This is a genomic window from Gulosibacter massiliensis, assembly GCF_900626105.1.
GTDB lineage: Bacteria > Actinomycetota > Actinomycetes > Actinomycetales > Microbacteriaceae > Gulosibacter > Gulosibacter sediminis.
The window spans coordinates 991,093-1,011,527 of the sequence record NZ_UYZX01000001.1 but is presented as its reverse complement, the minus strand read 5'-3'; the positions used below and the strand labels follow the sequence as shown (position 1 = coordinate 1,011,527).

General features: G+C 68.2%; 19 protein-coding genes and 1 riboswitch. Of the genes, 15 read left to right on the top strand and 4 right to left on the bottom strand.

Translation table 11 applies throughout. From position 1 onward, the window contains the following. Positions 1-6: 6 nt before the first annotated feature. Positions 7-882, bottom strand: coding sequence for a transporter substrate-binding domain-containing protein (locus EJL01_RS04890; protein WP_125106502.1), 876 nt, complete (start codon positions 880-882; stop codon positions 7-9). A gap of 124 nt (positions 883-1,006) precedes the next feature. On the opposite strand from EJL01_RS04890, the gene EJL01_RS04885 reads away from it, so the two are divergent. From EJL01_RS04885 to nadE, 3 genes are all read left to right on the top strand, one after another. After that, positions 1,007-2,014 carry an NAD-dependent epimerase/dehydratase family protein gene (locus EJL01_RS04885; protein ID WP_125106501.1) on the top strand — a complete coding sequence of 336 codons (1,008 nt, stop codon included), beginning with the start codon at positions 1,007-1,009 and terminating at the stop codon, positions 2,012-2,014. Beyond that, on the top strand, positions 2,011-2,208 hold the full coding sequence (locus EJL01_RS13080) for a hypothetical protein (RefSeq protein ID WP_206427675.1): 198 nt from the start codon (positions 2,011-2,013) through the stop codon (positions 2,206-2,208). Before EJL01_RS04885 ends, EJL01_RS13080 begins: the two co-directional genes overlap by 4 nt. A 101-nt stretch (positions 2,209-2,309) precedes the next feature. Further along, complete coding sequence (nadE, locus tag EJL01_RS04875; protein WP_125106500.1) at positions 2,310-3,122, top strand: NAD(+) synthase; 813 nt, start codon at positions 2,310-2,312, stop codon at positions 3,120-3,122. A gap of 6 nt (positions 3,123-3,128) precedes the next feature. On the opposite strand, the gene EJL01_RS04870 is transcribed toward nadE, so the two are convergent. After that, positions 3,129-3,371 carry a hypothetical protein gene (locus EJL01_RS04870; RefSeq protein ID WP_125106499.1) on the bottom strand — a complete coding sequence of 81 codons (243 nt, stop codon included), beginning with the start codon at positions 3,369-3,371 and terminating at the stop codon, positions 3,129-3,131. 129 nt (positions 3,372-3,500) lie between these two features. Between EJL01_RS04870 and msrA the strand changes: the two genes are divergently transcribed. Continuing rightward, positions 3,501-4,025, top strand: a complete 525-nt coding sequence (gene msrA, locus EJL01_RS04865; RefSeq protein ID WP_125106498.1) for a peptide-methionine (S)-S-oxide reductase MsrA — start codon at positions 3,501-3,503, stop codon at positions 4,023-4,025. Here msrA and EJL01_RS04860 read toward each other — a convergent pair. Then, on the bottom strand, positions 4,006-4,938 hold the full coding sequence (locus tag EJL01_RS04860) for a LysR family transcriptional regulator (RefSeq protein WP_125106497.1): 933 nt from the start codon (positions 4,936-4,938) through the stop codon (positions 4,006-4,008). The two genes, msrA and EJL01_RS04860, sit on opposite strands and share 20 nt — an antisense overlap. A gap of 193 nt (positions 4,939-5,131) precedes the next feature. On the opposite strand from EJL01_RS04860, the gene EJL01_RS04855 reads away from it, so the two are divergent. The 11 genes from EJL01_RS04855 to EJL01_RS04805 all read left to right on the top strand — a co-directional run bounded on the left by EJL01_RS04855 (position 5,132) and on the right by EJL01_RS04805 (position 19,902). Continuing rightward, entirely contained in the window at positions 5,132-8,683 is a 3,552-nt protein-coding gene (locus EJL01_RS04855) for a bifunctional proline dehydrogenase/L-glutamate gamma-semialdehyde dehydrogenase (RefSeq protein ID WP_241209106.1), read from the top strand. A 72-nt stretch (positions 8,684-8,755) separates the two neighbouring features. Further along, positions 8,756-10,333, top strand: coding sequence for a sodium/proline symporter PutP (gene putP / locus EJL01_RS04850; protein WP_125106495.1), 1,578 nt, complete (start codon positions 8,756-8,758; stop codon positions 10,331-10,333). Positions 10,334-10,574: 241 nt separating this feature from the next. Continuing rightward, positions 10,575-11,024 carry a single-stranded DNA-binding protein gene (locus tag EJL01_RS04845; protein WP_125106494.1) on the top strand — a complete coding sequence of 150 codons (450 nt, stop codon included), beginning with the start codon at positions 10,575-10,577 and terminating at the stop codon, positions 11,022-11,024. Positions 11,025-11,537: 513 nt separating this feature from the next. Beyond that, positions 11,538-11,999: a DUF6993 domain-containing protein gene (locus tag EJL01_RS04840; RefSeq protein ID WP_125106493.1), complete on the top strand. Its 462-nt coding sequence runs from the start codon at positions 11,538-11,540 to the stop codon at positions 11,997-11,999. Between the two features lie 14 nt (positions 12,000-12,013). Beyond that, positions 12,014-13,696 carry an energy-dependent translational throttle protein EttA gene (gene ettA / locus EJL01_RS04835; protein ID WP_125106492.1) on the top strand — a complete coding sequence of 561 codons (1,683 nt, stop codon included), beginning with the start codon at positions 12,014-12,016 and terminating at the stop codon, positions 13,694-13,696. Continuing rightward, positions 13,696-14,232 carry an acyl-CoA thioesterase gene (locus tag EJL01_RS04830; RefSeq protein WP_125106491.1) on the top strand — a complete coding sequence of 179 codons (537 nt, stop codon included), beginning with the start codon at positions 13,696-13,698 and terminating at the stop codon, positions 14,230-14,232. Before ettA ends, EJL01_RS04830 begins: the two co-directional genes overlap by 1 nt. Beyond that, complete coding sequence (locus EJL01_RS04825) at positions 14,229-14,966, top strand: DUF8185 domain-containing protein (RefSeq protein ID WP_125106490.1); 738 nt, start codon at positions 14,229-14,231, stop codon at positions 14,964-14,966. The genes EJL01_RS04830 and EJL01_RS04825 overlap by 4 nt, the downstream gene beginning before the upstream one ends. A gap of 49 nt (positions 14,967-15,015) precedes the next feature. Then, the gene (gene gdhA, locus EJL01_RS04820; RefSeq protein WP_125107410.1) at positions 15,016-16,362 is read left to right on the top strand and encodes an NADP-specific glutamate dehydrogenase; all 1,347 of its coding nucleotides are present in this window, start codon (positions 15,016-15,018) and stop codon (positions 16,360-16,362) included. Positions 16,363-16,399: 37 nt separating this feature from the next. Further along, a riboswitch (TPP riboswitch) is annotated at positions 16,400-16,503 on the top strand. 48 nt (positions 16,504-16,551) lie between these two features. Beyond that, positions 16,552-17,604 (top strand): thiamine ABC transporter substrate-binding protein, encoded by a 1,053-nt coding sequence (locus tag EJL01_RS04815; protein ID WP_125106489.1) that lies wholly within the window; start codon positions 16,552-16,554, stop codon positions 17,602-17,604. Then, on the top strand, positions 17,591-19,234 hold the full coding sequence (locus EJL01_RS04810; RefSeq protein ID WP_125106488.1) for an ABC transporter permease: 1,644 nt from the start codon (positions 17,591-17,593) through the stop codon (positions 19,232-19,234). Before EJL01_RS04815 ends, EJL01_RS04810 begins: the two co-directional genes overlap by 14 nt. Beyond that, positions 19,231-19,902 carry an ABC transporter ATP-binding protein gene (locus tag EJL01_RS04805; RefSeq protein ID WP_241209105.1) on the top strand — a complete coding sequence of 224 codons (672 nt, stop codon included), beginning with the start codon at positions 19,231-19,233 and terminating at the stop codon, positions 19,900-19,902. The genes EJL01_RS04810 and EJL01_RS04805 overlap by 4 nt, the downstream gene beginning before the upstream one ends. Here EJL01_RS04805 and EJL01_RS04800 read toward each other — a convergent pair. Beyond that, positions 19,808-20,371: a rhomboid family intramembrane serine protease gene (locus tag EJL01_RS04800; RefSeq protein WP_235988281.1), complete on the bottom strand. Its 564-nt coding sequence runs from the start codon at positions 20,369-20,371 to the stop codon at positions 19,808-19,810. The two genes, EJL01_RS04805 and EJL01_RS04800, sit on opposite strands and share 95 nt — an antisense overlap. Positions 20,372-20,435 lie beyond the last annotated feature (64 nt).

Sequence of the window (20,435 nt, the reverse complement as noted above, 5' to 3'; positions counted from 1 at the left end):
GCGCGGCTAGCCGAGCACCTCCTGCAGCTGCTCCGCGGAAAACACCGAGTCGTCGCCGAACCAATCACTGACGGCCGCGTCCCAGGTGCCATCTTCACAGGTGCTCGCGAGCCACGAGTTCACTGTCGCCGCGAACTCGGCATCCTCGAGCGGCAGCATGTAGGCGAGGGTCGCGTCGGTGAACGGGTCGTCGGCGTTGACCTCGCAGAGTTCGAGATGCTCGTGGGCGGCCCAGACGACCTCGGGCGCATCGGTGATCATGACATCGGCATCACCCGCGACGATCTGATCGAAGATCGTGTTGTTGTCGTCGTATCGCACGATGTCGGCCTCGGGCGCGTTCTCGTCGGCGAATGCCTCGTTGGTGCCACCCACGGGAGTAATCAGCGTGGTGTCGGGCTGGTTGACTTCCTCGAGTTCGTCGAACTCGTCTTCGCGGCCGCACGTCGTGATCGCGGCCTTGCCTCCGACGATAACCGGATCGCTGAACGCCACCTGTTCGGCGCGTTCGTCGGTCACGGAGATGCCGCCGACGGCGATGTCGCAGGAGCTGAGGAAGGTCGACATGAGGTCTGACCACGAGGTCTTGACCCACTCGAGTTCGACGCCGAGGTCATCGGCGAGGTCTTCCATGAGCGCGACGTCGATGCCAGTACGTTCGCCGGTGTCGGGGTCGTCATAGCTGAACGGCCGGTAATCGCCGGTGTAGCAGGCCTGCAGCACGCCGTCGTCGAGAGCCGCCGACTCGGTCGCGGCTGGGTCGATGGTTCCCTCATCAGAAGTGGCCTCACCCGTCGACGCGGCGTCGCCGCCCGACTGGCAGCCAGCGAGCGCGAGCGCAGCGATTGCGATCGGTGCGAGGAATAGACGGGGTTTCTTCATGCGTGTCTCCTTCGTCACGTAGTGCCGCCGACCATAGCAAGCGACACTTGTCGGCCCGCATGCGCCGCCTCCGCCGATTGCGAACGGCCACGTCACCTTCGGGTGCGGCTGCAAAGCTAAGCCCATGAAGCTGCTCCTGCTCGGTGGCACCGCCTGGCTCGGCCACGCTGTCGCCGAATCCGGCCTCCGCGACGGCCACGACGTCACCTGCCTTGCCCGCGGCAGCGCGCCAGCGCCGGACGGTGCCCGATTCGTGCGTGCGAACCGCATCGACAGCGACGCCTTAAGAGCAGTGCGCGACGAACACTGGGATGCGGTGGTCGATCTCGCACGCGAGCCCAGACCGGTGCGCCGCGCGGTGCGCGACCTCGAGCCCGTGGCAGCGAAGTACGTCTTCGTCTCGAGCGTCAGCGCCTATGCGAGCCATACCACGATCGGCGCTGACGAGTCGAGCAAGCTACTCCCGGCCCTCGACGCCGACGAGATGGCGAGCATGGAGCAGTACGGCGAGGCAAAGTCGGCGTGTGAACGGGCCGTATTCGACGCCTTCGGCGAGCAGCGCGCCGCGATCGTGCGCCCCGGGCTCATCGGCGGTCCCGGCGACCCGACGGGCCGCACGAGCTATTGGGTGCGCCGTTTCGCCGCGCCATCAAACGAGCGCGCCCGGGTGCTCGCGCCCGACACCCCGGAACTCCCGACCGCCGTCATCGACGTGCGTGACCTCGCCGACTTCATCGTCGCCCTCGCGACCGGCGGCGCGACCGGCGCTTTCAACGCGCAGGGTGACGCGCATCCGTTGCCAGCGCACCTCGATGTGGCTCGGGAGATCGCCTGCAGTTCGGCCCAGGTCGTGCCCGCGCCCGAGGCATGGCTAACCGAGCGTGAGGTTGCGCAGTGGATGGGCCCGCGTTCGCTGCCGCTGTGGATCGCCGACCGCGACTGGTATGGCATGAACGCCCGCTCCACCGACCGCGCCCGCGCGGCCGGGCTCACCCTGCGCCCGCTTGCCGACACGCTTCGCGACTCCCTCCACCACGAACTCGAGCACGACATTCCGAACCCCCACGGAGCGGGCCTGACCGACGCTGAGGAGCGCGAGCTGCTCGCCGACTTCGCGAACGCCGAGCGGTGACGCGCATCGCCATCAACGCCCCCGACCTCTCCGAGGAGGTCGAGGGCGACGGCTCGCTCGAATCGATGCGCCCGCAGCAGACCGGGCTCGCCGCGACCCACCGCGTGCACGCCTACGAGGGGGACGCCGTGGACCACTTCGGTGCCGCCGTATCGCAGGACGGGATTGTGGGCGTGCAGCGAGTGGGGGTCTGACCTGACTCGATGTCGTGGGGAAGGCGGCAGGGATTCTAGGTAAGCGTTGCCTAGGTGAAAGTTTTTGCGTCAGCTGTCGCGCATCGTGCAAAACTAGTCGCATGCGAGAGGCACAGGCAGCGATCATCGAAGCACTCGACGTGAAAGCGCAGATCGACCCCGGCGCGGAGGTCGAGGCGCGCGTCGCCTTCTTGCACGACTACGCCGTCGCCACCGGCAGCCATGGCTTCGTGCTCGGCATCTCGGGCGGCCAGGATTCGAGCCTCGCCGGCCGCCTCGCGCAGCTCGCAGTAGAGCGGCTGCGCGCCGGGGGCCACGACGCACGGTTCACCGCCGTGCGCCTGCCGTACGGCGTGCAGGCCGATGAAGCGGATGCGCAGCTCGCGCTCGAGTTCATCCAGGCCGACGACGCGGTGACGTTTAACATCAAGCCCGCGGTTGACGGCCTTGACGAGGGCTCCGAGGGCCTTACCTTCGCCGACTTCACCCGCGGCAACTCGAAGGCGCGCACCCGCATGGTCGCGCAGTACGCGATCGCCGCCGAGCGTCGCGCGCTCGTCATTGGCACCGACCACGCCGCTGAGGCCGTCACCGGCTTCTTCACGAAGTTTGGCGACGGCGCCTGCGACCTCACTCCGCTCACCGGTCTCACGAAGGGGCAGGGGCGACAGCTGCTCGAGCACCTCGGCGCGCCCGAGCGCCTCTATCTCAAGCAGCCCACGGCCGACCTCCTCGACGGCACGCCCGGTCGCGCCGATGAAGACGAACTCGGCCTCAGCTACGCCGACATCGACACCTACCTCACCGGCGGCGAGGTGGCCGACGAAGTCGCCGAGAAACTCGAGGGCTACTTCACCCGCACGCGTCACAAGCGCACCGTGCCGGTGACGCCCTTCGATACCTGGTGGCGCTAGCCCCGGCTACATGCGGCGCAGTGCGTCGAACGCCTCGTCAACGTCGTCGAACATGCCGAGGTCGAAGAAACCGCGCCGGTCGGCGGTCATGCGCATGACCGCGACCTCGTCGCCGCGTTGCTCGAGGTAGCCGACGATGGCGCCGGTGGGCTGCGAGACGCGCCAGCGCGTCTCGGTGAGTTGGTGGATGCGCAGGCCTGCGCGTTCGCGGATGAGGTCGGTGGTTCGGGGCAGGAGGGTGATGGTCATCGTGATTCCTTCCGCAAAGGCGCCTGTGGCGCCGCGTGCTGCGTGCTCGCACGCTAAGCCGAGCCTCCGACACGGCGTCGAACCCGCCGCACTTGGCGGCCGCGCAGCAACGGCGCCTAGCATTGACGCATGACTACGACGTACGTTCTTGCGGGTGGATGCTTCTGGTGCCTCGATGCGGTGTACCGCAACGTCAAGGGTGTTGACGACGTCATCTCCGGTTACATCGGTGGCACGGTCGAGCACCCGAACTACGAGCTCGTCTGCACCGGCAGCACCGGCCATGCCGAGGCGGTCAAGGTGGTGTTCGACGAGTCGGTGATTCCCGGCGACGTCATCCTCGACATGTTCTTCACGCTGCACGACCCGCGCCAGCTCAACCGTCAGGGCAACGACATCGGCACGCAGTACCGCTCAGCGATGTTCCCGAGTGACGAAGACCAGTGGGAGCTCTTCGAGGCCGCCGTCGAGCGGGCGAATGAGATGTGGGGCGGCGGTGTCGTCACCTCGCTCGAGGACGCCGATGTGTTCTACGACGCCGAGGACTACCACCAGGACTTCTTCGCGAAGAACCCGGGCCAGGGCTACTGTCTCGCGGTCGCCGTGCCCAAGGTGAACAAGGTGCGCGCCGGCTTTACGGAGTGGATGAAGTAGGCCGCGCCGCCTCGGCCTCGCGCACGACGACCTCGAGCGCATCGCGCACGGCCGAGATCGCGGGGTGCCCCCGACTCGCCTCCCGCGCCGCCGTGAACAGCGTGCGCTTTGGCGCGCCCTCGATCTCGAGCAGGCGCACCCGCGGCGTCGAGATGTGCACGAGCGACGGCAGCAGCGCGACGGCGTTGCCAGTTTCGATGAGCCGCACGTGTGCCTGGAGATCGGCGGTCTCGAACCGCACATCCGGCTCGAACCCCGCGATCCGACACGCCTGCTCGGCCCAGTGCCGGGTGGCGGCGTCCTGCGGCTCCATCACCCAGGGCAGTCCGGCCGCGTCGGCGATCGACTCGACCGCATCAAACTCGGCGACGCCGCTGCCGCGCGGCGGCACGGCGAGCTGGATGCGGTCGGTCGTCAGCGGCATGCGGTCGAGCCCAGGGATGTGCCGGGTCGCGTGATGCGGGTACTGCTCGGCGACGACGAGGTCGAAGCTGCGGGCCCAGGTCTCGCTCAGCGCCGCGCCGGGCTCGTACTGCACGAGCTCGACGCGCAGGTGCGGCGCTGTCTCGCGCAGGTGGCGGAGCGCCGCGGGAAAGAGCGCGAGCACCGCGGTCTGAAACGAGGCGACGCGAATCGTGCCGGTGATCTCGTCGCCAGCGGAGTGGAGCATCGCTTCGGCGCGCTCGAGGCCGTTAAGCAGGCCCTCCACCTCGCGCACGAGCGACTCGCCCGCGGCCGTGAACTCGAGCCGCCGGCCCGACTTGCGCAGCAGCGGCACACCGGCCTCGCGTTCGAGCAGCGCGAGCTGCTGCGAGACTGCCGACGGTGTGTAGCGGAGTGCGTCGGCGACGGCCGCGACGGTGCCGCGGGTGCTGAGCTCCCAGAGCAGGCGCAGGCGCTTCATCTCGAGCAAGGTCGACTCCAGTCAAATACGGTAGAAAAACTGCACCGTAATCGGTACAAGTCGTTACTCTACGTCAAGGTTTCTCGGCGGCACACTTGAGTCAATCCCGGCGACCGCGGGCCAAAGATGGTTTGACGCGGTGCCCCATTCATCGAGCCGTGCTCGATCTGTCGGAAGGCCGATTGTGCTGTCGCACCCCAACGTGACCCGTGAAGTTCGCCCGCAAGACCTCGCTGACGAGGTGGTCGCCCTCGTGCGGCGCTGGCTCGATGAATCGGAGAATCAGCCCGTCGACGCCGCGGCCGAGCGACTCGCGGGTGTGCTTCGCGACGAAAATGGCCTCGACTTCACCGTCGGCTTCGTCGACGGCGTCGTGCGCCCCGAAGACCTTTCGGCGGCCGCCGCCAACCTCGCCAAGCTCACGCCGATCACCCCGAAGTTCCTCGCTGCACCCCTGCGCGGCGCCATCGGGCTCGGCGGCGCGGCCGGCAAGGTGCTGCCCGGCGTGGTCGTGCCGATCGCGCGCACGGTGCTGCGCCAAATGGTTCGCCACCTCATCATCGACGCAACCGACGAGAAGCTCGGCCCCGCCATCGCGAAGATCAAGCGCGACGACGTCCGCCTCAACATCAACCTGCTTGGCGAGGCCATCCTCGGCGACAACGAGGCCCAGCGCCGCCTCGAGGGTACCCACCGACTGCTCGACCGCGACGACGTCGACTACGTGTCGATCAAGGTGTCGGCGACCGTCGCGCCGCACAACCACTGGTCGTTCGACGAAGCCGTCGACCACATCGAATCGCAGCTCGTGCCGTTGTTCGCAAAGGCCGCTGCCGCGACGCCGCGGAAGTTCATCAACCTCGACATGGAGGAGTACAAGGACCTCGACCTGACCATGGCGGTGTTCATGCGCATCCTCGACCGCCCGGAGTTCCGCAACCTCGAGGCTGGCATCGTGTTGCAGGCCTACCTGCCCGATGCGCTCGGCGCAATGATGCGGCTGCAGGAGTGGTCCGCCGAGCGCGTCGCGCTCGGCGGGGCGCCGGTCAAAGTGCGTGTCGTCAAGGGCGCGAACCTGCCGATGGAGCACGTCGATGCGATGGTCCACGGCTGGCCGCAGGCCACCTGGTCGACGAAGCGCGGCAGCGACACGAGCTACAAGGCCGTGCTCGACTACGCACTGCGACCCGAACACGTGCGGCACGTGCGCGTCGGCGTCGCCGGCCACAACCTCTTCGACGTCGCGCTCGCCTGGCTGCTCGCGAAGGCGCGCGGCGCCGAGACGGGCGTTGAGTTCGAGATGCTGCTCGGCATGGCGACCGGGCAGGCCGAGGTCATCAAGCGCGAGGTCGGTTCGCTGCTGCTCTACACGCCGGTGGTGCACCCGAACGAGTTCGACGTCGCCATCGCCTACCTCATTCGCCGACTCGAAGAGGGCGCGAGCCACGAGAACTTCATGTCAGCAGTGTTCGAGCTGCACGACTCGCCCACGCTGTTCGACCGCGAACGCGGTCGCTTCCTCGCCTCGCTCGCCGAGCTCGAGACCATCACCGGCGATGGCTCGGAGGAGCACTACGCGGTGCCGCTACCGAACCGGCGCCAGGACCGCCGCGAGTTCGACGAGGCAGGCCTTGAGGCGCGCGTCGCCGAGTGGACGACCGGCGGCATCGACGGCTTCCACAACACCCCCGACACCGACCCCGACCTGCCAGGCAACCGCGCGTGGGGCCGCGGCATCGCCGAGCGAATGGTCGCGTCGCAGCTCGGTGTCGAGCTCGTCGGCAGCTCGCGCATCGCCGATGAGGCTGCACTCGACGAGGTCATCGCCCGCGGCGTCGACGCCCAGCAGGCCTGGCAAGACCTTGGCGTCGAGGGGCGCACGCGCATCCTCCACCGCGCCGGCGAACGTCTTGAGGCCCGTCGCGCGGAGCTGCTCGAAGTGATGGGCTCGGAGTGCGGCAAGACGCTCGACCAGGGCGACCCCGAGGTGAGCGAGGCGATCGACTTCGCCCACTACTACGCGAGCCTCGGGCAGGCGCTCGAGCAGGTCGACGGCGCGAACTACGCGCCGAAGCGCCTCATTGCCGTGATTCCGCCGTGGAACTTCCCGACCGCGATCCCGGCCGGCGGCACCCTCGCGGCGCTCGCGGCGGGCGCATCCGTCATCTTCAAGCCGGCCTCGGCGGCGGCGCGCCCCGGTGCCGTCATGGTCGAGGCGCTCTGGGAGGCCGGCGTGCCCCGCGAGGTGCTGCAGTACGTGCAGTTCGCCGACCGCGGTCTCTCGTCGAAGCTTGTCGCCGACGAGCGCGTCGATCGCGTGATTCTCACCGGCGCCTACGAGACTGCGGTGCAGATGCGCGAGCTGCGCCCCGCGCTGCCGATCCTCGCCGAGACGAGCGGCAAGAACGCGATCATCGTCACGCCGCACGCGGATCTCGACCTCGCGGTCAAGGATGTCGTGAACTCGGCCTTCGGCCACGCGGGCCAGAAGTGCTCGGCCGCGTCGCTCGTCGTGCTCGTCGGCTCGGTGGCGAAGTCGAAGCGCTTCCGCCGCCAGCTGCTCGACGCGGTGAACTCGCTCAAGGTCGGCACCCCCGACCGCCTCGAGAGCCAGATGGGCCCGATCATCGCGGCGCCCGGCGGCAAGCTGCTGCGCGGCCTCACGGCGCTCGGCGAGGGTGAGTCGTGGCTCGTCGAGCCGAAGCCCGTCGAACACGCGGGCCCGCTCGCGAGCGACGCCGACGGCAACGTCAAGCTCTGGACCCCAGGTGTGCGCGAGGGCGTGCGCCGCGGTTCCGAATATCACCTCACCGAGTACTTCGGCCCGATCCTCGGCATCATGACCGCCGACACCATCGACGAGGCGATCGACATCGTCAACGAGATCGACTACGGCCTCACCTCGGGCCTGCACTCGCTCGACCGTGGCGACCTCGCGACCTGGCTGGAGCGCACCGAGGCCGGAAACCTTTACATCAACCGCGGCATCACGGGCGCGATCGTGCGCCGCCAATCGTTCGGTGGCTGGAAGAAGTCGGCGATCGGCCCCGGCACGAAGGCCGGTGGCCCGAACTACCTGCACGCGCTGGGCGAGTGGGCGGATGCGCCGGTCACGGCCGCGCCCGCAGCTCCCCGTCCGCGCGTGGCCGAGCTGCTCGACTCGGCGGAGCGCGCTGGCGTCGCGGGTAGCGACCTCGAGTGGCTGCGCGACGCCGCGAGCTCCGACGCCCACGCGTGGAACGACGAGTTCGGTATCGCCCGCGACGCGTCGCAGCTCGGCGTCGAGCGCAACCTACTGCGCTACCGCCCCGTGCCCGTCACGGTGCGCATCGCAGCCGACGCCCAGCTGCGCGACGCCGTGCGCGTGCTCGCGGCCGCACTCGCCGCCGAGTCGGTGCCGACGGTCTCGACCGCCACCGCGTTGCCCGCCGGAATCGCCGAGCAGCTGCGCGGCCTCGGCGCCACCGTCGTGGTCGAGGACGACGACATCTGGCGTGGCCGAGTCGCGCGCCTCGCCGCGCAGGACGGGCCGCACGCGGGGGCGCGCATCCGCCTCGTCGCCGGTGCCTCGCACCCCTCCGAACTCGCCGCGATCATCGAGGCGAGCGCCGGCAAGCCCGACATTGCCGTGTACTCGGGTGACGTCGTTCGCGCCGGGCGGGTCGAAATGCTGCCACACTTGCGTGAGCAGGCGGTCTCCATCACCGCCCATCGTTTCGGCACACCGAACCATCTGTCGGAGGGGCTCATTTAGTCTCCGACGGCCTATCGTCCGACTATCCTGGCCGCGTCGCGGCCGCCCAATAGAGAGAGAAAGGTGACAACGGTGTCTGACCAGGTGTACCTCTACATCGCACTCGGAATCTATTTCGTCGCCATGCTGCTGATCGGCTACCTCGCGTTCCGCCGAACCAGCGACCACGAGGACTACATGCTCGGAGGGCGCGGCCTGCCCCCGTGGGTGGCGGCGCTGAGCGCCGGCGCCTCCGACATGTCGGGCTGGCTCATCATGGGCCTGCCCGGCGCGATCTTCGTGAGCGGCCTGCTCGAAAGCTGGATCGCGATCGGCCTGCTCATCGGCTCGTACCTCAACTGGCGCCTCGTCGCACCGCGACTGCGCGCCTACACCGAGGTCTCGCGCAACTCGATCACGATCCCGAGCTTCTTCGAGAACCGCACGCGCGACCGCACGCGACTGCTGCGCACGGTCTCGAGCATCATCATCCTCGTGTTCTTCACGCTCTACGCGTCGAGCGGCATGGTTGCCGGTGGCAAGTTCTTTGAGTCGGCGTTCGGCGGTGACTACACGCTCGGCATGATCCTCGTCGTGGTCGTCACGCTCGCGTACACGCTGTTCGGTGGCTTCCTCGGCGCCTCGATGACCGACGTCGTGCAGGGCCTCATGATGGTCATCGCGCTCATCGTCGTGCCGATCGTCGCGCTGTTCACGATCGGTAACTTCCAAGAGACGACGACGCTCATTACCGAGAACAACCCGGTCGCGCTCTCGCTGTTTGGCGACGGCTCGCTCTCGACGTTCGCGGTCGTGATGTTCATCCTCTCGGGCCTCGCGTGGGGTCTCGGCTACTTCGGCCAGCCGCACATCATCGTGCGCTTCATGGCGCTGCGCTCGCCACAGGAGGCGGCTTCGGCCCGCCGCATCGGCACGAGCTGGCAGTTCCTCTCGCTCTTGGGCGCCGTGGTGAGCGGTCTCGTCGGTATCGCGTACTTCGCGAAGTTCGGCGACGGCCCCTCCGACCCCGAGACGGTCGTGCTGCTGCTCTCGCAGGTGCTGCTGCACCCGCTCGTCGCGGGCCTCGTGCTCGCTGCCGTGCTCGCGGCCATCATGAGCACCCTGTCGAGCCAGCTCATCGTCTGCTCGTCGGCGCTGGTTGAAGACACCTACCGTGCCCTGAAGAAGACTCCGCCGAGCCAGAAGAGCCTGCTCTGGCTGGGTCGCGCCGGCGTGCTCGTCGTCGCGATCATCGCGGGCATTCTCGCGATCAGCCCGAACGACTCGATCCTCGGCCTCGTGAGCTTCGCGTGGGCCGGCTTCGGCGCCGCCTTCGGCCCGATCGTGCTGCTCAGCCTCTACTGGCGCAAGCTCACGAACTGGGGCGCCCTCGCGGGCATGATCGTCGGCGCGGTCGCGGTGTTCGTCTACAAGGCGATCGACTCGGCGCTCGGCATCGGCCTCTACGAGCTCCTGCCGGCGTTCATCCTCGCGCTCGCCGCGGCGATGATCGTGAGCATCGCGGCGCCGAAGCCGAACGAGGAGATCGAGCGGGAGTTCACTGAGACGGGCGCGATCGTCGCCATTCGCGGCCGCAAGGAGGCCGCGGATGCGGCTGCTGCGCGCGTCGAGGCACGTCGCGTCGCGGCCGAAGAGGCGAGCGGCCAGTAGGCCTCCGGTGCCTTCGCGGACCGTGCCCGGCGAGCAGCTCACGTCGCCGAAACCCGCAGGTCGCGTTCAGCCGGCCCCGCAACCGGGCGAGCTGTGGATGCGCGGCTTTCCACAGCGCGACGGCCGGTAACTGCGGTGGCTGGCGCGGCCCCGCAAGCTGTGGGGGCGTCCCGGCGCGGAACCACCACCTCGCACGGCACCTCCGCGCCGGGCCGCGCACACTCTCGAACGAAGGAGCATCATGACCGACCACATCACCCTCACCGGCACCATCGGCACCGAACCCGAGCTCCGCAAGGTCGGCGCCGGCAACTCGATCGACCGGCTCACCTTCCGTCTCGCGAGCTCCGAGCGCCGCCAGAACCGCGATGGCGAGTGGGAGGACGTGCACACGAACTGGTACTCAGTCACTGCCTTCGGCAAGCTCGCGAACAACGCCAGTGAGGTGCTCGACAAGGGTCAGCGCGTCATCCTCACTGGAAAGCAGCGCGTGACGACCTTCGAGCGCTCCGACGGCTCGACCGGCAACGGCATCGAAGTCATTGCCTCGCACATCGGTCGCGACCTCGCCTATGCGCAGCGGCCGAAGCCGCAGCAGATCGAGACCCCCTCGGCGAGCGAGCCCGAGTCTGTAACGGCGCCGCCTGCGTGGGCAGGTCTTACCGACGCGGTGGTCGAGCCGACGTTCTGAGCGCGTAGCGGCGCTGCATTCTTGCTGGCCGGGCTGGAGGCAGGCCAAGTTTGGTGGCAGTTACCTCCGCAACCCGCGCGAGGCGACACCGCCAACAGAAAGTACGCGCCACCACCATGTCCGACACGACGCTGACGTCCACTCCAGACCAACTGCTGAAGCGGTGGCAGGACGCACCACGACCTGCCACCGACGCCCGCAAGCGTGACCACATCGGCGCCGCACCCCACGCTGAGGTCGCATTTTTGCAGCGCGAGGGCCTGGTCACCGTGCTCGGTCGGCAGGAGCATGATGCTGTGAAGCCGCCGTGCGCATCGGGGCGGGCAAGCTGCGCATCATCGAGGATGGACTCGACATTTACTGGCGCAACCTCCGCGCCCACAGTCGACCTGCTCCAGCTGGGCCGAGCAGTCAGCGGCTCAACGGAGGGACCGGCCATGCCGCTCCAGTAGTGTGGGTTCGTCATGGCCGCCTCCCGGCCATCGCCTCCAGAGAGTCGTTGAAAGGATGCGAGTGCGCACGTCTCGGACGCCCGGCCTGTTCCGCCTGCTTGTGACCGCGGTGGCAGCGATCGCCCTCCTCGCGGGTTGTGCCGGCAACGCCGACCCCGAACCCAATGAGACGCAGGCGACGCAGACCGCCGAGCCAACGTTTGACCCGAACGGGGGAGCCGAGGCGAACAAGGCCTTCTTCGATGCGACGCTGAAGGGCATGCTCGCCGACAACGACAAGGCGAGCTCGCACGATTTCGTCGACACCCTCGTCGACGCGGGCTTCGACAAGTCACAGATGGAGGTCACGTTCGACAAGACCACCATCGACCTCGACGCTGACTACATCATCGTGTCGGTCAAGATGCCCGACGACCAGTGCCTCATCGGGCAGCGCGGCAGCAAGGGGTACGCCTCGATGGTTGCCGAGCCCATGAGCACTGGCAAGTGCCTCATCGGTAAGACCCAAGACATCGACTGGTAAGTAGACTGGAACATATGGCCGAGTACATCTATCAAATGGTCCGCGCTCGCAAGAAGGTGGGCGACAAGCTCATCCTCGACGACGTGACCATGTCCTTCATCCCCGGCGCCAAGATCGGCATGGTTGGTCCCAATGGTGCCGGTAAGTCCACCATCCTCAAGATCATGGCCGGTCTCGATGAGCCCTCGAACGGCGATGCGAAGCTCACGCCGGGCTTCACCGTCGGCATCCTGCTGCAGGAGCCGCCGCTGAATGAGGAGAAGACCGTCCGCGAGAACGTCGAGGAGGGTGTCGGCGCCATCAAGGCGAAGCTCGACCGTTTCAACGAGATCTCGGCCGAGATGGCAAACCCCGACGCCGACTTCGACGCGCTCATGGAAGAAATGGGCTCCCTGCAGACCGAGATCGACGCGGCCGACGCGTGGGACCTCGACAACCAGCTCGAGCAGGCGATGGATGCGTTGCGCTGCCCGCCCGCCGACGAGCCCGTCACGAACCTGTCGGGTGGTGAGCGTCGCCGCGTCGCGCTGTGCAAGCTCCTGCTTGAGAAGCCCGACCTGCTGCTCCTCGACGAGCCCACCAACCACCTCGATGCCGAGAGCGTGCTCTGGCTCGAGCAGCACCTGCAGAAGTACCCCGGCGCAGTCATCGCCGTAACGCACGACCGGTACTTCCTCGACCACGTCGCCCAGTGGATCGCCGAGGTAGACCGCGGTCGCCTCTACCCCTACGAGGGCAACTACTCGACTTACCTTGAGCAGAAGCAGGCCCGCTTGCAGGTGCAGGGCAAGAAGGATGCGAAGCTCGCGAAGCGTCTCGCCGAAGAGCTCGAGTGGGTTCGCTCGAACTCGAAGGGTCGCCAGGCGAAGTCGAAGGCGCGTCTCGCGCGCTACGAAGAGATGGCTGCCGAGGCCGAGCGCACCCGCAAACTCGACTTCGAAGAGATCCAGATTCCGCCGGGGCCGCGCCTCGGCAGCATCATCATCGAGGCGAAAGACCTGAAGAAGGGCTTCGGCGACCGAGTGCTCTTCGACAACCTCTCGTTCTCGCTGCCGCGCAACGGCATCGTCGGCATCATCGGCCCGAACGGTGTCGGTAAGTCGACGCTGTTCAAGACGATTGTCGGCTTCGAACCCCTCGACAGCGGCGACCTCAAGGTCGGCGAGACCGTCAAGATCTCGTACGTCGACCAGGGCCGCTCGGGCATCGACTCCGAAAAGTCGGTGTGGGAGGTCGTCTCCGACGGACTTGACTACATCCAGGTCGGCCAGGTCGAGATTCCCTCGCGCGCTTACGTCTCGTCATTCGGCTTCAAGGGTCCCGACCAGCAGAAGAAGGCCGGCGTGCTCTCGGGTGGTGAGCGCAACCGCCTCAACCTCGCGCTCACGCTGAAGCAGGGAGGCAACCTGCTGCTGCTTGACGAGCCGACGAACGACCTCGACGTCGAGACCCTCTCGAGCCTCGAGAACGCGCTGCTCGAGTTCCCCGGCTGCGCTGTGGTCATCACCCACGACCGGTGGTTCCTCGACCGGGTCGCGACGCACATCCTCGCCTACGAGGGCACCGAAGAGAACCCATCGAACTGGTACTGGTTCGAGGGGAACTTCGAGGGCTATGAGGCGAACAAGGTCGAGCGGCTCGGACCCGAGGCGGCCAAGCCGTCGCGGGTGACCTACCGCAAGCTCACGCGCGACTAATGTCGAGCGGCGCACAGTGCTGGTCGAGCGGCGACATCGACGGCGAGCGTCGCTACCACGTGCCGATTCCGGTGCGCTGGCGCGACCTCGACGGCTACGGTCACGTCAACAACGCGACCATGTTCACGCTCCTCGAAGAAGCCCGCGTGCAGGCGTTCTGGGTGGTTCCTCCGGAAAGTGGCGAACCACCCAGGCCGCTCGGCGTCGTGAACGCCGGCGCCGACGCCGACACGAACACCCTCATCGCGGCGCAGTCGATCGAGTACCGCGCGCCGGTTCCGCAGCTGCATCGACCCCTCGACATCGCGCTGTGGATCAGCGAGATCGGCGCGGCCTCGGCCGAGGTCTCGTACGAGGTGTGGAGCCCCGTCGGCGACGCCGAGCGCACGCTCTTCACCGTCGCGCGCAGCACGATCGTGTTCATCGACGCCGCGAGCGGCCGGCCCCGCCGGCTGACCGACGCCGAGCGCGCCGCCTGGCAGCCGTACGTCGGCCCCCGGGTCGAGATGCGCGCCGACAAGAAGCTGCGGGCATGACGGCGACGCTGCAACTCGGCAACCCAATTGCCCGCGCCGACCTCGCGACCTACCTCGGGCGCGCGGGCCGCATCGAGGACTCGGGCGTGCGCATCCAGCAGGTCGCCGAAACCGGTATCGCCCTCTGGGTGCCGGTGCTTCGACCCGCGGGCATCCTCACCGATTCGCCGCTCGTCATCGGCGTGCGCGCGCTGAGCGCGCAGGTCACCGGCGCCGACGAGTCCGACCGCCTCGACGGCTACTTCGACGCCGTCGTGCCGCTGCGGGGCATGCTCGACCGGCTCGCGCGCGAGCCCGAGAGCGACGCCGAGGCCCGCAGCATCCCGCTGCCGCCCGAGCGGCTGCACGAGGCCTGGACCGGCACGCGGCCGCCGCTCGGCGGCTGGCACCGGGTCACGACCCTCGACGCCGGTGTGCTCACGCGTGTCGCGGATGCGGGCATCGCCGAAATCACGCAGGCAACCGGCAACGAACTCGGCCAGCTGCTCGCTGAGCGGGTGCGCACCGATGTGTGGACGCGCATGCTGCCGGACGACGTGGTCGCGAGCGACATCGCCGATCAGGATGCTCCTGATCGGCTTCCGCCTGCGGGCGCGGCCTTCGCGGCACACGCTCTGGGGTTTCTTCGCACCGGAGAAACTGGGACACTTTCGACGGCACCGGGCTGGTGGCGCCTCGGCTTCGCCGCGGGCCAAGTGCTGGTGCGGCGCAGAAATTACGCCAGCGCGCAGTAACCTGCAAAGGCTAGGGACGATAACCGAGAGGATCCACACCTTGACCACAATGCACGCCACCATCGAGGCGCTCAAGAACGATGTGCTCGCCCGCAACGCCGGTGAGCCGGAGTTCCATCAGGCAGTGGTCGAGGTCCTCGACTCACTCGCCCCGGTGCTCGAAACGCACCCGGAGTACCTCGACCAGGACGTCATCCGCCGCCTTTGCGAGCCCGAGCGTCAGGTGATTTTCCGTGTGCCGTGGATCGACTCGAAGGGCAACGTCAACATCAACCGCGGGTACCGCGTCGAGTTCAACTCGGCCCTCGGCCCGTATAAGGGTGGGCTGCGCTTCCACCCGACGGTCAACCTCGGCATCGTGAAGTTCCTCGGCTTCGAGCAGACCTTCAAGAACTCGCTCACGGGACTGCCCATCGGCGGAGGTAAGGGTGGCAGCGACTTCGACCCGCACGGCCGCAGCGACCGCGACATCATGGCGTTCTGCCAGTCGTTCATGACCGAGCTCTACCGCCACATCGGTGAGTACACCGACGTGCCCGCGGGCGACATCGGCGTCGGCACGCGCGAGATCGGCTACATGTTCGGCCAGTACAAGCGCATCACCAACCGTTTCGAGTCGGGCGTGCTCACGGGCAAGGGCCTCTCGTGGGGCGGCTCGCTCGTGCGCCCCGAGGCGACCGGCTACGGTACCATCTTCTTCGCTCGCGAGATGCTCGCGACCCAGGGCGAAGATTTCGACGGCAAGCGCGTCTCGGTCTCAGGCTCGGGCAATGTCGCGATCTACGCGATCGAGAAGGCGCAGGAGCTCGGCGCGGTCGTCGTGACCGCCTCGGACTCGAAGGGCTCGATCTACGACCCCGACGGCATCGACCTCGACCTGCTCAAGCAGATCAAGCTCAAAGAGCGCGGCCGCATCAGCGAGTACGCCGACCGCCGCAGCAACCGCGTTGAGTTCCACGAGAACCGCAACGACGTGTGGCAGGTACCCGTCGACGTCGCGCTGCCCTGCGCCACACAGAACGAGCTCGACGTGCACGCCGCGCAGACGCTGATCAACAACGGCCTCAGGGTCGTCGCCGAGGGCGCGAACATGCCGCTCACCGCCGACGCCGCCTCGCTCATGCGCGAGACCGAAGGCGTGCTGTTCGGCCCGGCGAAGGCCGTGAACGCCGGTGGCGTCGCCACGAGCGCGCTCGAGATGCAGCAGAATGCCTCGCGCGACCGCTGGACCTTCGACTACACCGAGACGCGCCTCGAAGAGATTATGGTCGACGTGCACGAGACCTGCCGTGCGACCGCGCAGGAGTACGGCGCCCCGAGCGACTACGTGCTCGGCGCGAACATCGCCGGTGTCACCAAGGTCGTCGACGCGATGATCGCGCAGGGCCTCGTCTAGGCCGATTCGCCCCTGCCCGCCAGCCGGGTAGGATGAACGAGAACGACAGGGGAGCGCCGAGCGGCGCTGAGAGTGCCACACTGGCAGACCCTCGAACCTGATCCGGCTAGTACCGGCGAAGGAAGTCGAGTTCTCTCCATCCGGGCGCTGTGTCGCGCGCGGATGCCCTCCATGCGAATGGAGGACTGAATGCTACGTCGATCATCTACCCGACTTGCCTCAACCGCCGCCCTCGTGGCGACCGGGCTGCTACTGAGCGGGTGCACGCTTGTCGGCGGTGCTGGGGGAAACGAGCCGAGCTCGTCCGCCCCGGGCACCGTCACGATGCTCACGCACGACTCGTTCAACGTGAGCGACGAGCTCATCGCCGAGTTCGAATCGGCGACCGGCTATGACCTCGTCATCACCTCGCCCGGCGACGCCGGCGTCGTGACGAGCCAGCTGTTGCTCGCGGGTGATGCCCCGGGCGTCGACGGCGTATACGGCCTCGACAACTACTCAGCGCAGACCGTGGTCGACGCCGACGTGCTCGCGCCGTACACCTCGCCGAGCCTGCCCGCATCCGCCGACGACCTGGTGCTCAGCGACCAGCTCACGCCGATCGACCAGGGCCAGGTGTGCGTCAACATCGACCACGATTGGTTCGAACACAACGGCGTCGACGAGCCGACGACGCTCGACGACCTCGCCACCGACGAGTACGCGCCGCTGCTCGCCGTGACGAACCCGCTCACCTCGTCGCCCGGCCTCGCGTTCCTCGTCGCGACCATCGCCGAGTACGGCGACGGCTGGCAGGACTACTGGCAGCAACTGCTCGACGGCGGCGCCAAGGTCGAGGGCAGCTGGTCGGACGTCTACTACGTCGATTTCTCGGGAGCCGAGGGCGCGGGCGAGTTCCCGCTCGTGCTGAGCTATTCGTCGTCGCCGGCCGAATCGGGCGGCACCACGGGCGTGCTCGAGGCGAGCTGCACGACCCAGGTCGAGTACGCCGGCGTCACGAAGGGCGCCGAGAACCCGACCGGCGCGCAGGCATTCATCGACTTCATGCTGAGCACGGAGTTCCAGCAAGCACTGCCCGAGTCGATGTACATGTACCCGGTCGACGACGCCGTCGAGCTGCCGAGCGAGTGGGCCAAGCACGCGAGCCTCGTCGATGAGCCACTCGACCTCGACGCGGCTGAGGTCGCGAGCAACCGCGACACTTGGCTGGAGGAGTGGAACACACTGTATGAGGCGAGCTAGCTGGGTCGCGGGCGCCGCAGTTCTCGCGTTCCTCGCCGTCTTCTTCGGTTGGCCCGTGGCCAGCATGTTGTGGCGAGGCATTTCGAGCGACTCCGGCATCGACCTCACCGGCTACGGTGAGGTGCTTACCAGCGCTCGCACCTGGCAGCTGCTCGCGAACACGATCGGCCTCGCCCTCGCCGCCGCGCTCGGCGCGGTGGTGCTGGGCGTGCCGACCGCGAGCATCCTCTACCGCCGGCGCGTGCCCGGCGGCGCGCTGCTGCGCGGCCTCATCACCGTGCCGTTCGTGCTCCCCACCGTGGTGGTCGGTGTCGCCTTCCGGGCGCTGCTTGGGTCGACCGGCCCCCTCGGTTGGCTCGGGCTCGACGGCACGACATTCTCGGTCGTGCTCGCGCTCGTCTTCTTTAATGTCGCGGTCGTTGCCCGGCAGGTGGGGAGTTTCTGGCGCGGCCTCGACCCGCGTCTCGCCGAGGCGGCGCGCACCCTTGGCGCGTCGCCAACGCGCGCGTTCCTCACCGTCACGCTGCCGCAGCTCGTGCCGGCGATCGTCGCCTCGGCGTGTCTCGTGCTGCTGTTCTGCTCGACCGCGTTCGGCATCGTGCTGACGCTCGGCACGCCCGCGCCGGGTACGCTCGAGACCGAGATTTACACCCAGACCACGGTGTTCCTCGACCTGCGTACCGCGGCGGTGCTTTCGACCCTGCAACTGCTCATCGTCGTCGCGACCTTGGTCGTCTCGGCCCGGCTGAACCGCCGCACCGAGTCGCGCCTCAAGCTTCGCGACAACCCCGAGCTGCCGCTGCGCCGCGAGGACGTCCCCGCCGCCGTGATCGCCGCATTCACGGTGTTCGGTCTCGAGCTGCTGCCGCTCGCGACCCTGCTCATCCGCTCGGTGCGCGTCGACGGCGCCTGGAGCCTTCACAACTACGCGGCGCTCTCGAGCAGCGGCGACGGCTTCTCTGGGGGAGTGACCGTGCTCGCCGCGCTACAGCACTCGCTGCAGGCGGCGGTCGACGCCACCTGGATCTCGCTGCTCTTCGGCATTCCCCTCGCGCTGCTGTTGTCACGGCGCGTGCGTGGGGTCGCGGCCGCCGGCCAGCGCGTGCTCGACCTCGCGATCATGCTGCCGCTCGGCGTCTCGGCGGTGACCCTCGGCTTCGGCTACGTGGTCTCGCTCCAGGCCGTCGCTCCGCAGCTCGCGCACTCCGGCACGCTCGTGCCGCTCGCGCAGGCGGTTGTCGCCCTGCCGCTCGTCGTGCGCTCACTCGTGCCCGCGATGCGCGCCATCGACCCGCGACTGCGTGACGCTGCAGCGACCCTCGGCGCGACGCCCTGGCGCATCCTGCGCACCGTCGACGGACCCGTGCTCGCGCGGGCGCTCGGCATCGGGGCGGGCTTCGCGTTCGCCACCTCGCTTGGCGAGTTCGGGGCCACGAGCTTCCTCGCCTCGCCCGAGCGCGCGACCCTGCCCATCCTCATCGCTCGCCTGCTCGGCCGACCCGGCGGCGACAACTACGGCATGGCGCTCGCGGCGTCGGTGCTCCTGGCCGTCATCTGCGGCACCATGATGCTGCTCAGCGAATACCTGCGCCCACGCTCGGCCCGAACCACGATCGGAGGTGCCTGGTGACCGAACCGGCACTCGAACTGCGCGGCGTGACCGTGCGCTACCCCGACGGCAGCACGCCCGTGCGCGACATCGACCTCACGGTTGCCGACGGCGAGGTCGTCGCGCTGCTCGGCGCATCCGGCCTCGGCAAGTCGTCGCTCCTCCGTGGCATCGCGGGTCTCGAGCGGGTCAGCGCGGGCGAGGTGCGGATGCGCGGCGAACTCGTGAACGAATTGCCCACCCACCAGCGTGGTTGCGGCTTCGTGTTTCAGGACGGCCAGCTGTTTCCCTACCGCACCGTCGCGAAGAACCTCGCCTACGGGCTCGAGGTCGCGGGCATGCCGAAGGCGCAGCGCCGCGCGCGCGTCGCGGAAATGCTCGAGCTCGTCGATCTACCCGGCTACGAGGAGCGCGCCGTGCAGACGCTCTCGGGCGGGCAGGCGCAACGCGTCGCCCTCGCGCGGTCGCTCGCGGTGACGCCCCGACTCTTGCTGCTCGACGAACCGCTGTCGGCACTCGACACCGAGCTGCGCGGGCGGCTTGCGGTTGACCTCCGCGACATTCTCAAATCGACGGGCACCGCCGCGATCTACGTCACGCACGACCGCCAAGAGGCGACGACGATTGCGGATCGCGTGGTCGATCTCGCAGCACTAGCGCCGCAGCCACCCCGCCAAGCGCGCCCGTGAGGTGGCCCTGCCACGAGACGCCCGCACCGGCTGCGAAGATGCCGGCGAGCATGGCGCTGCCGTAGAGCAGCGCCACGACCACCGCGACGACGCCGAAGAGCAGGCGGTGACGCATCTCGCGCACGACGAAAACTCGGGTAATTAGGTAGGCGAAGTAGCCGAACACGAGCCCGGATGCGCCGACCGTGATGGTGCCGGGCGCTGAGAGGAATAGGGGCCCCAGTGCGCCGACCACCGCGACGATGAGCGTCACGAGCCAGAAGCGCCCCGCACCCTCAAACGCCACGAGCATGCCGAGCACGAGGAAGGGCACGGAGTTGCCGATGAGGTGATTCCACTCGCTATGGAGCAGCGGCGCGAGCACGATGCCGGGGAGCGAGGAATAATCCCATGCCCGAAGGCCGAAGCGTTCCCACTGACCTGGGAAGATCCGGTCAAAGATCTCGACGAGCCACATCACGGCAAGCATGAAGGCCGGATGGAAAACGGCTGGCCAGCGGCGAGGTGTGGAATCGACGGGGGACAGCTCGTGC

Excerpts from the sequence above, each read along its gene's own strand:
- EJL01_RS04825 (WP_125106490.1), top strand. The coding sequence starts at position 14,229 with ATGACGGCGACGCTGCAACTCGGCAACCCAATTGCCCGCGCCGACCTC.
- EJL01_RS04890 (WP_125106502.1), bottom strand. The coding sequence starts at position 882 with ATGAAGAAACCCCGTCTATTCCTCGCACCGATCGCAATCGCTGCGCTC.
- msrA (WP_125106498.1), top strand. The coding sequence starts at position 3,501 with ATGACTACGACGTACGTTCTTGCGGGTGGATGCTTCTGGTGCCTCGAT.
- EJL01_RS04885 (WP_125106501.1), top strand. The coding sequence starts at position 1,007 with ATGAAGCTGCTCCTGCTCGGTGGCACCGCCTGGCTCGGCCACGCTGTC.
- EJL01_RS04815 (WP_125106489.1), top strand. The coding sequence starts at position 16,552 with ATGCTACGTCGATCATCTACCCGACTTGCCTCAACCGCCGCCCTCGTG.
- EJL01_RS04800 (WP_235988281.1), bottom strand. The coding sequence starts at position 20,371 with ATGCTTGCCGTGATGTGGCTCGTCGAGATCTTTGACCGGATCTTCCCA.
- nadE (WP_125106500.1), top strand. The coding sequence starts at position 2,310 with ATGCGAGAGGCACAGGCAGCGATCATCGAAGCACTCGACGTGAAAGCG.
- gdhA (WP_125107410.1), top strand. The coding sequence starts at position 15,016 with ATGCACGCCACCATCGAGGCGCTCAAGAACGATGTGCTCGCCCGCAAC.
- EJL01_RS04870 (WP_125106499.1), bottom strand. The coding sequence starts at position 3,371 with ATGACCATCACCCTCCTGCCCCGAACCACCGACCTCATCCGCGAACGC.
- ettA (WP_125106492.1), top strand. The coding sequence starts at position 12,014 with ATGGCCGAGTACATCTATCAAATGGTCCGCGCTCGCAAGAAGGTGGGC.
- EJL01_RS04830 (WP_125106491.1), top strand. The coding sequence starts at position 13,696 with ATGTCGAGCGGCGCACAGTGCTGGTCGAGCGGCGACATCGACGGCGAG.
- EJL01_RS04845 (WP_125106494.1), top strand. The coding sequence starts at position 10,575 with ATGACCGACCACATCACCCTCACCGGCACCATCGGCACCGAACCCGAG.
- EJL01_RS04810 (WP_125106488.1), top strand. The coding sequence starts at position 17,591 with ATGAGGCGAGCTAGCTGGGTCGCGGGCGCCGCAGTTCTCGCGTTCCTC.